This is a genomic window from Rhodococcus sp. TAF43 (assembly GCF_052113525.1).
GTDB lineage: Bacteria > Actinomycetota > Actinomycetes > Mycobacteriales > Mycobacteriaceae > Prescottella.
The window spans coordinates 23,501-36,827 of record NZ_JBFRDL010000006.1 but is presented as its reverse complement, the minus strand read 5'-3'; the positions used below and the strand labels follow the sequence as shown (position 1 = coordinate 36,827).

Sequence of the window (13,327 nt, the reverse complement as noted above, 5' to 3'; positions counted from 1 at the left end):
CCTCCGCGGGATCCTGGTCGGGGTTGCGCTGTCCACGCTCGGCTGTGCCCGAAAACTCGTTGGCACCGTGTCAGCGCCTCGGTTAGGGTTCCCCGCATGCATGCAGGCACTGTGTCGATGAAGCCGTGGTCGCTCCGCTGACGGCGGCGACGACCCGAATTCCGACGACTTCTTCCACGCCGCCGTCCGAGTAGACATGCCGGGCGGTAATTCGTGCTGCCCCGGCTCCTTCCTCGAGCTGCGGAGTATCAGTGTCTGTTTCCCACACGGGCCGAAGAGGCCTGTCCACACCCGACCACACACATGACCACCTCTCGTCCACGGATCACCTACCCGCGGGCGCACATGCACACCTGCGAGCAACCTCGGTCCGTGTCGCGCTCGGGTCGCGTCCGGTTCTGGCGGACGTCTCCGTCACGGTGTCCTCCCGATCGCGCCTTGCGGTCGTCGGTGAGAACGGGCGCGGCAAGACCACGCTGCTGCACGTTCTCGCCGGAATCCTGCAACCCGACAGCGGAACCGTCAGTCGGGCCGGCACCGTCGGTATCGCTCAGCAGGCCATACCTTTTCGGGAGGGCGAGACCGTCGGCGCACTCGTCGCCGATTCGGTGGAGCCCGCGGTGCGGGCACTGCGGGAACTCGACGCCGCGACGATCCTGCTCGCCGACGGAGCGCCGGGAGCCGACGACGCCTACGCGTCGACGTTGGAAGCCGCGACCCGGCTCGACGCCTGGGACGCGCAGCGGCGAGTGGACATCGCGCTGTCGGCGCTCGACGCGTGCACCGACCGGGAGCGCCCGTTGGCGACGCTCTCGGTGGGGCAACGCTATCGAGTTCGCCTGGCGTGCCTGCTCGGGGCCGCACCGGACATACTGCTGCTCGACGAGCCGACAAATCACCTCGACCGGGGCGGATTGGACTTCCTCACCGACCGCCTACGTGCCCACTCCGGCGGGCTGGCCGTCGTCAGTCACGACCGCGCGCTCCTGCGCGACGTCGCCGAGGAGGTCCTCGACCTGGATCCGAGCCAGGACGGCCGTCCGCAACTCTTCGCGGGAGGCCGTGCGGGGTGGCAGGAGGGTCGTCGTCGCGCCCGCGAGCGATGGAAACGCGAGTACGAGGACCAACTCGCCGAGCGGGCGCGCCTGCAGGACGCCGTCGCCGACGCCCGCGATCGGCTGAGCACCGGATGGCGACCCGACAAGGGCCACGGCAAGCACCAGCGCCAGTCCCGGGCGCCGGGCCTGGTCCGGGCGCTTCACCGCCGCCGGTCCGACCTCGATGCGCACACCGTCACCGTGCCCGAACCGCCACTGCGGCTGCGGTTCCCGGACCTGACCGTCCGACCCGGCGCACCTCTGCTGCGGTGTGACGACGTCACCGTGGCGGGTCGGCTGGATTCCCCCGTCACGCTCTCGCTGGATGCGGGGGAACGACTCCTGGTGACTGGCCGCAACGGTGCGGGCAAGTCCACACTGCTCGACGTGCTCGCGGGTGTGCTGGAGCCGTCCACCGGCAGCGTCCACCGCCGAGCCGCCGCCCGGATCGCGCTGATCGGCCAGGAAGTGCCCGACTGGGAGTCCGAGTTGACCGCGCAGGAACTCTACGACCGCCACATCCGGGGGCTCGGGCACGACGTCGAACCGATACCGCTGACGTCGACGGGCCTGCTGGAGAATCAGGCACGCCGGACGCCCGTGGGGCGACTGTCGCAGGGACAGCAGCGCAGGCTCCATCTCGCGATGCAGCTCGCCGGGCGCCCCATGCTGCTCATCTGCGACGAACCCACGAACCACCTGTCCGGGTCTCTGGTCGACGACCTCACCGCCGCACTGTCGGACACGCCGGCCGTCGTCGTCGCCACTCACGACCGGCAGATGCTCGCCGACCTCGCGCATTGGCCGCACCTGGCCCTGTCCGCCGACGCCGATGCCGACAAGGAGCCCACCTGAGGGTTCCCTGTGTGATTACCGTCCAGCGGAACATGACCTACACCACAACGCCTTTCGGGATTAGCGTGTCGGTCCACCGGCCGGGCTGTGGTCCGGAATCGGATCGACGCTCGAGCAGGAGGATCCTGAATGGTGGATTGGAACGAAGAGACCGACGTTGTCGTGATCGGGTCGGGTGGCGGCCTCGCCGGCGCCTACACCGCTGCGCGCGAGGGTCTTTCGGTCAAGGTCATCGAGGCGACGGACAAGTTCGGTGGCACTACCGCCTACTCCGGCGCCGGCCTGTACTACCCGAACAACGCCGTTCTCAAGCGTGCGGGTGACGACGACACCCCCGAGGACGCCCGCGAGTACTTCCGTGCCGTGGTCGGTGACACCGCTCCGGTTGAACTGCAGGACGCGTACCTGGACAACGGTCCCGCGCTGATCGACTACCTCGAAGAGGACGCCGGCGGCTACTTCGAGTTCATGGCCTACCCGTGGCCCGACTACTTCCACGACGCGCCCAAGTCGCGCCCCGGCGGCCGCCACATCATGCCGGCGCTGCTGGATCCGGCCCGCCTCGGCACGCTGCGCGACGTGCTGCGTCCGCAGCCGGGGCCGGACCGTCTGGGTATGCCGCTGCCCGAGGGCGACATGTTCGGCGGGCAGTCGCTGATCGGCCGCTTCCTGATGGCGCTCACCGACCAGGGTGTGGACCTGCAGCTGGGCACCTCGTTCGAGGAGTTCGTGGTGGAGGACGGCGCCGTCGTCGGTGTCATCGTCGACCACGCGGGCAAGCGTGAGACGATCCGCGCGCGTCGGGGTGTGATCGTCGCCGCCGGTGGTTTCGAGCGCAACGACGCGATGCGCTCGAAGTACGGCGTCCCGGGTGTCGGTCGCGACACGATGGGTCCGGAGGCCAACCTGGGCAAGCCGATCCAGGCCGGGATCGAGATCGGCGCGGACATCGCGTCGATGAGCGAGGCATGGTGGTCGCCGGGTCTGACGCATCCTGAGGGCAACTCGGCGTTCTCGCTGTGCTTCACGTCGGGCATCTTCGTCAACCAGGAGGGCGTCCGGTTCACCAACGAGGGTGCGCCGTACGATCGCGCCGGCCGCGACATCATCGAGCAGATGGAAGCCGGCACGACGACGCTGCCGTTCTGGATGATCTACGACAACCGCACCGGCGGTATTCCGCCGATCGATTCGTGCACTCAGCCGATGGTCGAGCCGGAGAAGTACTACGAGGCCGGCCTGTGGAAGACGGCCGACACGATCGCCGAGCTCGCCGAGCAGATCGGTGTTCCGGCCGACGCGCTGGTCGCCACCGTCGAGCGGTTCAACAAGCTCGCGGCGAACGGCGTCGACGAGGACTTCGGTCGCGGCAACGAGCCGTACGACCGCGCATTCAACGAGGACGGCAACGCGCTGGTGCCGCTCGAGCAGGGCCCGTTCTACGCGGCCACGTTCGGCATCTCCGACCTGGGCACCAAGGGCGGCCTGGTCACCGACACGACCGCGCGCGTCCTCGACACGAGCGGCAACCCGATCCCGGGTCTGTACGCGTCGGGCAACTCGATGGCCCCCGCGAGCGGCAACGCCTACCCCGGCGGCGGTAACCCGGTGGGCGCCAGCATGCTGTTCAGCCACCTCGCGGCCAAGGACATGGTCGCAAACCGCTGACAGTGAATCACTGAGGGAGCGGCAGCAACTCGACGGTCTGAGCGTCGAGCGGGCCGGGCGGGAGGAGCGCGAGCGCCTCCCGCCCGATCAGCCCGGCCAGGTGTGCGGTGCGGACGACCGTGTCGGCGCGCCACGTGCCGTCCGACTGTCGCACGACGGGCACGATCCGGGTGACTCCAACTCCGGCGGCCGCGGCGTCTGGGGCGTTGACCACCGTGCCGGTCGCCGGCGCCGACGGTGCGCGTGCGGTGAGCCCGTCGACGACCGCGGGCAGCATCATCAGCAGCGTCGATACCGCCGCTACCGGGTTGCCCGGCAGTCCCAGCACGACGCGACCGTCCGGCAGCAGCGCCGTCACCTGCGATCCGCCGGGTCGGCACTTCACCCGGGCCACCACGATCCGGGCGCCCGCGCGGAGCAGGGCACCCCGCAGCTGATCGGCGGCGCCGCCGCCCGTCGCGCCCACCACCACGATCACGTCGGTGTCGCGGGCGTCGCGCAGCAGCGCGTCGAATCCGTCCGCGGTGTCCCGCAGATGGGTATCCGCCACAGTGCGAACACCGCAGTGGGCCAGCACGTCCGGTAGCACCGGTCCGAGGGAGTCGCGGGTCTGCCCGTCGCGGAGCGGACCGTCGCGTCGGATCTCGTCACCGGTCACCACGACGTGTGCCCGGACCGGCCCGCGCACCGCACCCGCGGTGACCTCCGCGCTCGCCGCCGCGGACACGACGGCCGGACCGATCGCGGTACCGGCGTTCGCGAGGTGGTGCCCGGGTTGCCAGTCCTCACCGCGGCGGCGGGTGTCGTCGCGCACCGGTGTGCCCGGTCGTCGCACCACGAGTTTGCCGACGGAATCCGGTGCGACGTCTACGAATTCGTCACGGATCACGCAGGTCGCTCCACTCGGGACCTGGGCGCCGGTCGCGATCCGCACGGCATCCCCGTCACCCAGGTCCAGGGCGGTGGGCTCGCCGGCGTAGCGGATCTCGGTCCGCAGCCGCCACGGTCCCGGACCGGCCACCGCGTACCCGTCCATCGCGGAGACGTCGAAACGCGGCAGTGCCTCGGCGGCCACCAGCGGGGCGGCGAGGACGGCCCCGAGGGACTCGAACAACGGTGCTTGACGGACGGGCAAGGGCGAGAGCAACTCTCGGACGGCTGCCCGTGCCTCCGTGACGGTCATCGGGGCGGGCACGTGGGCGGCCCGGGCGCGCTCGACGTCGGCGGGGGTGTCGCAGTCGGTGACGCCGGTGCATTCGACCGTGACGCGGCGGTCCGGCACGAGGGCCCTCATCGGCTGGTTCTCCCGGCCCGCGAGGGCGTCGAGGCGCGCGGTGAGCGACGCGCGGCGCCACACGCCGAGGAGGAACTGCATCCGGCCCGACTCGTCCACCGCGAACGACGCCTCCGCGTCCGGGCGGTCGAGCAGAGCCGACACCAGCGTGCGCACCGTTGCCCGGTCCAGGCTCGGCAGGTCCGCGGCGAGGACGAGGACCAGGCCGTCGGTCGACCCGGGGAGCGCCGACAGTCCGGCGGACAGCGCGGCCACCGGTCCGGACCCGGCCGGGGTCTCCTGTGTCTGCACGACGGTCGGCGGCAGGTCGTCGCGACGGGGCCCGACCACAACGGTCCGGTCGCAGTCGGCGGCGGCGGCGAGCGCGGTGTCCAGCAGGCGGCGACCGCCGACGGTGATCGCGGGCTTGTCGACACCGCCCATGCGGGTGGCACGTCCGCCGGCGAGGACGATCGCGTCCGTGGGCTCGCCGGGCAGGCCGAGGGAGGTCATGGCCCAATGCTGCCGCATCGACGACGTGTGTGTGGATCGGTGGTCAGAACCTGTGCCGTGCCGCCGCGAGATCGACTCGTCCGTCCCGGATCGGGACACCCTCGAGCTCGAGCTTCGCCAGCTGACGGTGCGCGAGGTGCGGTGCGGGTCGGCCCGAGGCGCCCAGCACCCGGTGCCACGACAGGTCGGAGGAGTCGGTACGCATGATCCATCCGACCGTTCGCGGGCTGGAAAGTCCTGCAGCGGAGGCGATGTCGCCGTACGTGGCCACCCTGCCCGGCAGGATCGACGCGACCAGTTCACGGACGCGCTCGATCTGTTCGTCGGTGGTGGCGGCCATGCAGGACGGTCCCTACAGCAGCTTGCGGACGAATGTCGCGACCTCGTCCGGCTTGGCGTGCGCGACCATGTGGTCGCAATCCAGGTCGGCGAGCGTGAGGTCGGCACCGAGGTGCTCGGACAGCGCGCCGCGGAACTCCGCGGTCACGTACGGCGGCTGCACGCGCAGCGCCTGCACCAGCACGGTCGGGATGCCGCGTGGCGGGAGGACGAAGTCGCGGGCCATCTCGCCCCACGACGCGACGACCGCGGGCACCGACATGCGCCAGCCGAAGCGGCCGTTGTCGAGTTCGACGAGGTGCTCGTCGAGGTCGCCGTCGAGCACGTCGGCGGGCACGTCGGCCCAGGCGCCGTGCCGCTTCTCGGCCCGGGCCTCGGCGACGTCGGTGTAGTCGGGGTGCGCCACGACCAGTTCCGCGATGCGGCTCATCGTCTCGGGGTCCAGGCCCAGCGCCGGGTCCAACAGGACCAGTCCCCGGATCCGCTCCGGCGCGGCCTGCGCGAGGTGCAGCGCGATCGCGCCGCCGTAGGAGTGGGCGACCACGACCACCGGGCCGGTCGCGTGCTCGTCGAGCACCGCGAGGAGGTCGTCGACATGCGTGTCGAGGCCCCACGGCGGCGTGTACGACGAGCGGCCGTGCCCGCGCAGGTCGGGGGCGATGATGCGGGTGTCGCTGAGCTGGCCGGACCCGAGGGCCTCCCACCGGCGGCCGTGCCCGGTGAGGCCGTGGATTGCGAGCACCTCCGACGCTCCCGGGGTACCGAACAGGTAGGTGTGGAGACCGCGCATGGCGTCCACTATGCCGGATGTGGTCGATGTCGGACCCGTCTGGTGAGATTCCTTTCATGACCGAACCGGGCACCCGCACCCGACAGTCGGCGGCCCCGGCCGCGCGGCTCGTCGGCCGCTCGGCCACGGCGCCGGCGGTCCGGACGTGGGGGCCCGACGCGGCGCGGGTGCTGACCGGCGCTCCGCCCGGGCGCGGATGGCACCCGTGGCAGATCCTGGGCGGGCCGGGCACCGGGAAGACGTCGCTGATCGTGGACGCCGCGGTGGCCCGGATCGCGGCCGGCGCCGACCCGGAATCGGTGCTGGTGCTGACGCAGTCGCGGCGCGCCGCCACCGCGGTCCGCGAGCAGATCACCGCCGGGCTGCTCGCGGCGGAAGCGGAGACCGGCACGGATGCCGGCCCGCGCGCGACGCGGGAACCGCTGGTGCGGACGGTGCACTCGTACGCGTTCGCGGTGCTGCGACTGCAGGCCGCGGCGCACGGCAACCCGCCGCCCCGGCTCATCACCGGAGCCGAGCAGGACGCGGTGCTGCGCGAGTTGCTGCGCGGTGACATCGCCGACGGCGGCGACATGTGGCCGGAGCGGTTGCGGCCCGCGCTCGGCATGACGGGTTTCGCGGTGGAGCTGCGGAACCTGATGCTGCGGGCCAACGAGCGGGGGCTGGGCCCGGAGGATCTCATCGAGCTGGGCCGGGCGCATGCGAAGCCCGAGTGGGTGGCCGCCGGGCGGTTCGCGATGCACTACGAGCAGGGCATGCTGCTGCGCGGTGCGGTGGGCATGGAGGCGCCCGAGGCCACCGCACCCGCCCTCGACGCCGCCGAACTGATCAGCGCGGCCCTCACCGCGTTCGCGACCGACCGCGATCTGCTGCAGCGGGAACGGGTGCGGGTGCGGCACCTGCTGGTCGACGACGCGCATCACCTGGACCCGCAGGCCGCGCAGTTGGTGCGGCTCATCGGCACCGGAACCGCGATGACCGCGGTGGTGGGCGATCCGGACCAGTCGATCTTCGCCTTCCGCGGCGCCGACCCGCGGTTCCTCACCGAACTCGCGGACCGCGGCGATCCGGCGCAGGTCGTCCTCGACGTCAACTTCCGCGCGGCGCCCGCGGTCGCGGCCGTGTCCGCGCGGGTCGCCGCGCGCCTGCCCGGCAATCCGCCGCATCGCGGGGCGAGTGTGCCCGCGGCCGGCCCCGAATACGACGAGGCACCCGGCCGGGTCGTGGTGCGGGTGCTGACCACGCCGGCCAAGGAGGCGGCGCTCGTCGCGGACACCCTGCGCCGGGCACACCTCGTGGACGGAGTGCCGTGGTCGCAGATGGCGATCATCGCGCGCTCGGTGCCCCGGGTGCTGCCGCCGCTGCGGCGTGCGCTGCTCGCCGCCGGGGTGCCCGTGACGACYGCGGCCAGCGAGCTGCCGCTGGCCCGCCGGCACGGTGTGGCCGGGCTGCTGTCGGTGATGCGCGCACTGGTCGGCGGCGAGTTCACCGGCGAGGACGCGCTGGCCCTGCTGACCGGCCCCATCGGCGGTGCCGAGCCGGTGAGCCTGCGGCGCCTGCGCCGCGGACTGCGGCGCGTGGAACTCGCGTCGGGTGGCGACCGGGACTCGGCGGAGCTGTTGCGGCAGATCATCGTCGACGGTCCCGACGCGGAGGGTGTCGCGCACCTGCTCCGAGGGCTCACCGACGTCGAATCGCTGTCCCTGCGAAGGGTATTGAAGGTGCTGCGCCGTGCCCGGGTGCCGCTGCAGCGCGGCCGTGGCATCGAGGAAGTGCTGTGGGCGGCATGGCAGGCGACGGGGCTCGAGCGCCGCTGGGCCGCGGCGTCGGCGTTCGGCGGACCCATCGGCGCGCAGGCCGACCGTGATCTCGACGCGGTGGTCGCACTGTTCGACGCGGCCGCCAACTACGTCGACCGGCTGCCGCGGGCGCAGCTGTCGGGGTTCGTGGACTACCTGGTGGAGCAGGCGATTCCCGGCTCGCCGCGGTCGCGGGCCGTCGCGGAACAGGAGACCGTGACCGTCCTCAGCGCGCACTCCGCGGCGGGTCGGCAGTGGCAGGTGGTCGCGGTCGTCGGTGTACAGGAGGGGCTGTGGCCCAGCCTCGGTGCCAGGGGCACGCTGCTCGGCACGGAGGAGTTGATCGACCTCACCAGCGGCGTGGGGGAGATCGACAGGACGCTCTCGCGAACCGCGCCGTTGCTGGCGGAGGAACGTCGCCTGTTCCTGGTGGCGTGCAGCCGCGCGCGCAGTTCGCTGCTGGTGACGGCGGTGGACTCGTCGAGTGGGGACGCCGACCTGGTCCGCTCCCGCTTCGTCGACGATCTGCTCCGCGGCGACGAGAACGACGACGACGCGGACGTGCCGCCCGTCGCGCAGGACACCCCGCGCGTTCTCGCGCTGCCGGCGCTCGTGGCCGAACTGCGCAGCGTCGTGTGCGATCCCGACATCGCCGAGACCGACCCGCAGCGGCAGCGGCGGGCGGCGCACCAACTCGCGCGGCTCGCACAGGCCGGGGTCCGCGGGGCGCACCCGGACCAGTGGTACGGCACCGCGGACCCGAGTTCGGATGCCGGACTGTGGGATCCGGAGGACGGGCCCGTGCCGTTGTCGCCGTCCACGATCGAGCTGCTCAACAACTGTCCGCTGCGCTGGATGCTGGAGCGGCACGGCGGCAGCGACGGCGACACCACGCACGCGATCGCCGGCACGCTCGTCCACACGTTGGTGCAGGCGCTCGCCGGGCACATCCCGCCGGACCAGGTGGATCGCGCCCTGGAATCGGCCTGGGACTCGGTGGACCTCGGTTCGCAGTGGTATTCGCGGCGGGAGCTCGAACGCACCCGGGGCATGCTCGACGCCTTCGCGAACTGGTTGCGCAGTACGCGTTCCGAGCTCACCGAGGTTGGCGTCGAGGTCGCGGTGGACGGGGTGCTCGAGCCGCGGGTCGAGGGCGACCCACAGGTGCGGATTCGCGGGCGCATCGACCGGCTCGAGCGTGACCCCGACGGCCGCCCGGTGATCATCGACGTCAAGACCGCGAAGGCCGCGGTCACGAAGGACCAGGCGCAGCAGCACGCGCAGCTCGCGGCGTACCAGGTGGCGGCCGCTCACGGCGCGGTCGAGGGCGAACCGGCGTCACGGCCGGGCGGCGCACGTCTGGTGTTCGTCGCGAAGCCGCACAAGAAGGAAGGTGCCACCCAGCGCGTCCAGGAGCCGCTGGACGACGAGGGGCTCGCGTTGTGGGAGAACACGATCCACGCAGCCGCCGCGGCCACGCGCGGGCCCACGTTCCTGGCGCGGATCAACGACAGTTGCAGGCATTGCCCGGTGCTCTCGAGCTGCCCGGCGCACGACGAGGGACGGCAGGTGACGTCGGAGTGAGTACGGCAGCAAGTGCACCGGAGAACGGGCGCCGCGTCAGCCCCGCCGTGCTGGCGGAGGCGCTCGGACAGTTCCCGCCCACCGACGAGCAGGCCGCCGTCATCGAGGCGCCGCTCGGTCCCACCCTGGTGGTCGCCGGGGCCGGTGCGGGGAAGACGGAGACCATGGCGGCCCGGGTGGTGTGGCTGGTCGCCAACGGTCTGGTCGAGCCCGAGCAGGTGCTGGGTCTGACGTTCACCCGCAAGGCCGCACAGCAGCTCACCAGCCGGATCCGGCAGCGGCTCGCGAAGCTCGCCGGCTCCACGCTGGTCCGTGACCTCGACCCCAGCGGCGGTCTGCGGTCCCGGATCCTGGGCAGCGAACCCGAGGTCAGCACGTACCACTCGTATGCCGGACGGCTGCTGTCCGAGCACGGCCTGCTGCTGCCGATCGAACCGTCCGCGACGCTGCTGTCGGAGACCGAGCTGTGGCAGCTGGCGTACCGGGTGGTGAGCGCGTGGGACGGCGACCTCGACACCGACCGCAACCCGGCGTCCATCACCGAGTCGGTGCTGGCGCTGTCGGGCCAGTTGGCCGAGCACCTCGTCGAACCGGACGATCTGCGGGAGGTACACACCGAACTCGACAAGCTGATCCACACGCTGCCGGCCGGTCCGAAACAGCGTGGGGGACCGTCGAAGACGCTGCTCGACATCCTCGAGGTGCAGCACCAGCGCCTGGACCTGCTGCCGCTGGTGCGGCGGCTCGCGGACACGCTGCGCCGCGAGGGCGCGCTGGACTTCGGCAGCCAGATGTCGCTCGCGGCGCGGGTCGCGTCCGAGCACCCCGAGGTGGGGCGCAGCGAGCGCGACCGCTTCCGGGTGGTGCTGCTCGACGAGTACCAGGACACCGGCCACGCGCAGCGGGTGCTGCTGTCGTCGCTGTTCGGCGGCGGCGAGGACGCCGGTCTGGCGCTCACCGCGGTGGGCGACCCGATGCAGTCCATCTACGGTTGGCGCGGTGCCTCCGCCGCCAACCTGCCGCGGTTCGCCACCGACTTCCCCCTCGCCGACGGTACCCCGGCACCCAAGCTCGAGCTGCTCACCAGCTGGCGCAACCCGCCGGAGGCGCTCACGCTCGCGAACATGGTGTCGGATCCGTTGCGCGACAGGGGTGTCGAGGTCAGCATGCTGCGCGCCCGCCCGGGCGCGGTACCCGGCGATGTGCGCCTCGCGCTGCTCGACACGGTCGAGACGGAACGGTCGTGGGTGGCCGACCGCATCGCCGAGCAGTACGAGGCGGCCCGGGCGGACGGCGGGAAGCCGCCCACCGCGGCTGTCCTGGTGCGCCGCAACGCCGACGCCGCACCGATCGCGGACGAACTGCGGGCCCGCGGACTGGCGGTGGAGGTGGTGGGCCTCGGTGGTCTGCTGCACACCCCGGAGGTCGCGGACGTCGTGGCGATGCTGCGGCTCGTGGCCGACCCGATGGCCGGCAGTGCCGCGGTGCGCGTCCTCACCGGCGCGCGCTGGCAGATCGGCGCCGCCGACCTGCGGGCGCTGTGGAAGCGGGCCGGCGAACTGGGCATCCGCACCGGCTTCGGCACCGCGGGCGCCGTCACCGACAGCGCCGCCCTGGACGAGGCCCTCGGCAGCGCGCTGCCGGGGGAGCAGGCCGAGCAGGCGGGACTGGCCGACGCCCTCGCCGATCCCGGCCCCGCCGGCCGGTACTCGGAGGCCGGCTACGTGCGGATCTGCGCGGTCGCGGCCGAGTTGGCGTCGCTGCGCGAGCGGCTCGGCCAGCCCCTCACCGAACTGGTCGCCGAGGTGGAACGGGTGATCGGCATCGGGATCGAGGCGCAGGCCCGGACCCGGTCGTCGGAGGTGGGCGGCGCCGGCCGCGAGCACCTCGACGCGTTCGCCGACGTCGTGTCCGGCTACGCGAACCGCACGTCGGCGACGCTGACCGGTCTGCTGTCGTTCCTGGCCGCCGCCGAACACGTCGAGAACGGGCTCGCTCCCGGCGAGATCGAGGTGGCGCCGGACCGCGTGCAGATCCTCACGGTGCACTCCGCGAAGGGGCTCGAGTGGGAGGTGGTGGCCGTGCCACACCTCACCGCGGGCGTGTTCCCGTCTACGCAGGCGTCGGCCACGTGGCTCGGCTCGGTGGCCGAGCTGCCGCCGGCGCTGCGCGGCGACCGTGCCTTCGACGGTGAATCCGCCGACGGGGTACCGGTTCTCGGACTCGAGGACCTGTACAACCGCAAGGACCTCGAGGACGCGATCACCGGCCACAAGAAGGCACTGGGCACGCGGCGGCTCGACGAGGACCGCCGCCTGTTCTATGTCGCGCTCACCCGCACCGAGCGGGCGCTGTTCGTGTCCGGGCACCATTGGACCGAGACCGGCTCCGAACCGAAGGGGCCCTCGCCGTTCCTGCTCGAGCTCGAGGAACTCGTGTCCGAGGCCGCGAGCGCGCCGGGCGAGTCGCTCGGCGTGATCGACGTGTGGGCCCCCGCCCCCGACGACGGCAGCGAGAACCCGCTGACCGCCACGCCTCGGACCGCGATGTGGCCGCGGGACCCACTGGGCCGGCGACGCGCCGACGTCGAGCGCGGTGCCGACTCGGTGCGCGCGGCCCTCGCGGATCTCGACAAGCCCGGACCGGCGGAGTCCGAGTCGGCGCCCGATCCACTCGACGACCCCGACAACTGGGCCGCCGACGTGGACGCGCTGCTCGCCGAGCGCAACGCGCGGGTGTCGGGCACGGCGGACGTCGAGCTGCCCGCACAGCTGTCGGTGAGCCAGCTCGTGGATCTCGCGGCGGACCCGGACGAGCTGGCCGCGCGGCTACGTCGGCCGCTGCCGTTCCCGCCGAACCCGTTGGCACGGCGCGGAACCGCGTTCCACGCGTGGGTGGAACAGCGGTTCGGTGCCACGCGGCTCCTCGACTTCGACGAGCTGCCCGGCGCCGCCGACACCGGGGTGGGTACCGAGACGGAACTGGCGCTGCTGCAGGACGCGTTCCTGCGGTCGCCGTGGGCCGACCGGAACCCCGTCGAGGTGGAGGTGCCGTTCGAGACGTCGGTCGCCGGGACGGTGCTGCGCGGCCGCATCGACGCGGTGTTCGCCGACCCGGACGGCGGCTGGACCGTCATCGACTGGAAGACCGGTGCGGAGCCGTCGGCCGCGAACGAGAAGGCCGTCGTGATGCAGCTCGCGGCCTACCGGCTGGCCTGGGCGGAACTGATGGCGGCGCGACAGGCGCAGGTCACGGGCCGCCCGGCCGACCTGCCGCTCGACAAGGTGCGGGCAGCGTTCCACTACGTGCGCACGGGGCGAACCATCGCACCGGAGAACCTGCCCGACGCCGACGAACTGGCGCGGCTGATCAGGACGGCGGGCGCGGAGAAGGAACTCGAACAGTGAGA

Annotated in this window: 7 protein-coding genes; 4 read left to right on the top strand and 3 right to left on the bottom strand. The window is 72.5% G+C overall.

Translation table 11 applies throughout. The features are described from left to right. The first annotated feature begins 281 nt into the window (after positions 1-281). The gene (locus tag AB4Z09_RS05980; RefSeq protein WP_442239410.1) at positions 282-1,952 is read left to right on the top strand and encodes an ABC-F family ATP-binding cassette domain-containing protein; all 1,671 of its coding nucleotides are present in this window, start codon (positions 282-284) and stop codon (positions 1,950-1,952) included. Positions 1,953-2,081: 129 nt separating this feature from the next. After that, positions 2,082-3,620 (top strand): FAD-binding protein, encoded by a 1,539-nt coding sequence (locus tag AB4Z09_RS05975; protein ID WP_429519758.1) that lies wholly within the window; start codon positions 2,082-2,084, stop codon positions 3,618-3,620. Positions 3,621-3,627: 7 nt separating this feature from the next. On the opposite strand, the gene AB4Z09_RS05970 is transcribed toward AB4Z09_RS05975, so the two are convergent. The 3 genes from AB4Z09_RS05970 to AB4Z09_RS05960 are packed head-to-tail and all read right to left on the bottom strand — an operon-like array spanning position 3,628 to position 6,535. Beyond that, positions 3,628-5,406 (bottom strand): NTP transferase domain-containing protein, encoded by a 1,779-nt coding sequence (locus tag AB4Z09_RS05970; protein WP_254622597.1) that lies wholly within the window; start codon positions 5,404-5,406, stop codon positions 3,628-3,630. 43 nt (positions 5,407-5,449) lie between these two features. Beyond that, positions 5,450-5,746, bottom strand: coding sequence for an MGMT family protein (locus tag AB4Z09_RS05965; RefSeq protein WP_442239353.1), 297 nt, complete (start codon positions 5,744-5,746; stop codon positions 5,450-5,452). A 12-nt stretch (positions 5,747-5,758) separates the two neighbouring features. Beyond that, on the bottom strand, positions 5,759-6,535 hold the full coding sequence (locus AB4Z09_RS05960; RefSeq protein WP_442239352.1) for an alpha/beta fold hydrolase: 777 nt from the start codon (positions 6,533-6,535) through the stop codon (positions 5,759-5,761). A gap of 56 nt (positions 6,536-6,591) precedes the next feature. Between AB4Z09_RS05960 and AB4Z09_RS05955 the strand changes: the two genes are divergently transcribed. Beyond that, a complete protein-coding gene (locus AB4Z09_RS05955) occupies positions 6,592-9,918 on the top strand; it encodes an ATP-dependent helicase (protein ID WP_174911867.1) in 3,327 nt (1,108 codons plus the stop codon). After that, positions 9,915-13,325, top strand: coding sequence for an ATP-dependent helicase (locus AB4Z09_RS05950; RefSeq protein ID WP_442239351.1), 3,411 nt, complete (start codon positions 9,915-9,917; stop codon positions 13,323-13,325). The genes AB4Z09_RS05955 and AB4Z09_RS05950 overlap by 4 nt, the downstream gene beginning before the upstream one ends. The last annotated feature ends 2 nt before the right edge of the window (positions 13,326-13,327 follow it).

Coding starts and splice junctions, on each gene's coding strand:
- AB4Z09_RS05975 (WP_429519758.1), top strand. CDS start 2,082: ATGGTGGATTGGAACGAAGAGACCGACGTTGTCGTGATCGGGTCGGGT.
- AB4Z09_RS05970 (WP_254622597.1), bottom strand. CDS start 5,406: ATGACCTCCCTCGGCCTGCCCGGCGAGCCCACGGACGCGATCGTCCTC.
- AB4Z09_RS05965 (WP_442239353.1), bottom strand. CDS start 5,746: ATGGCCGCCACCACCGACGAACAGATCGAGCGCGTCCGTGAACTGGTC.
- AB4Z09_RS05960 (WP_442239352.1), bottom strand. CDS start 6,535: ATGCGCGGTCTCCACACCTACCTGTTCGGTACCCCGGGAGCGTCGGAG.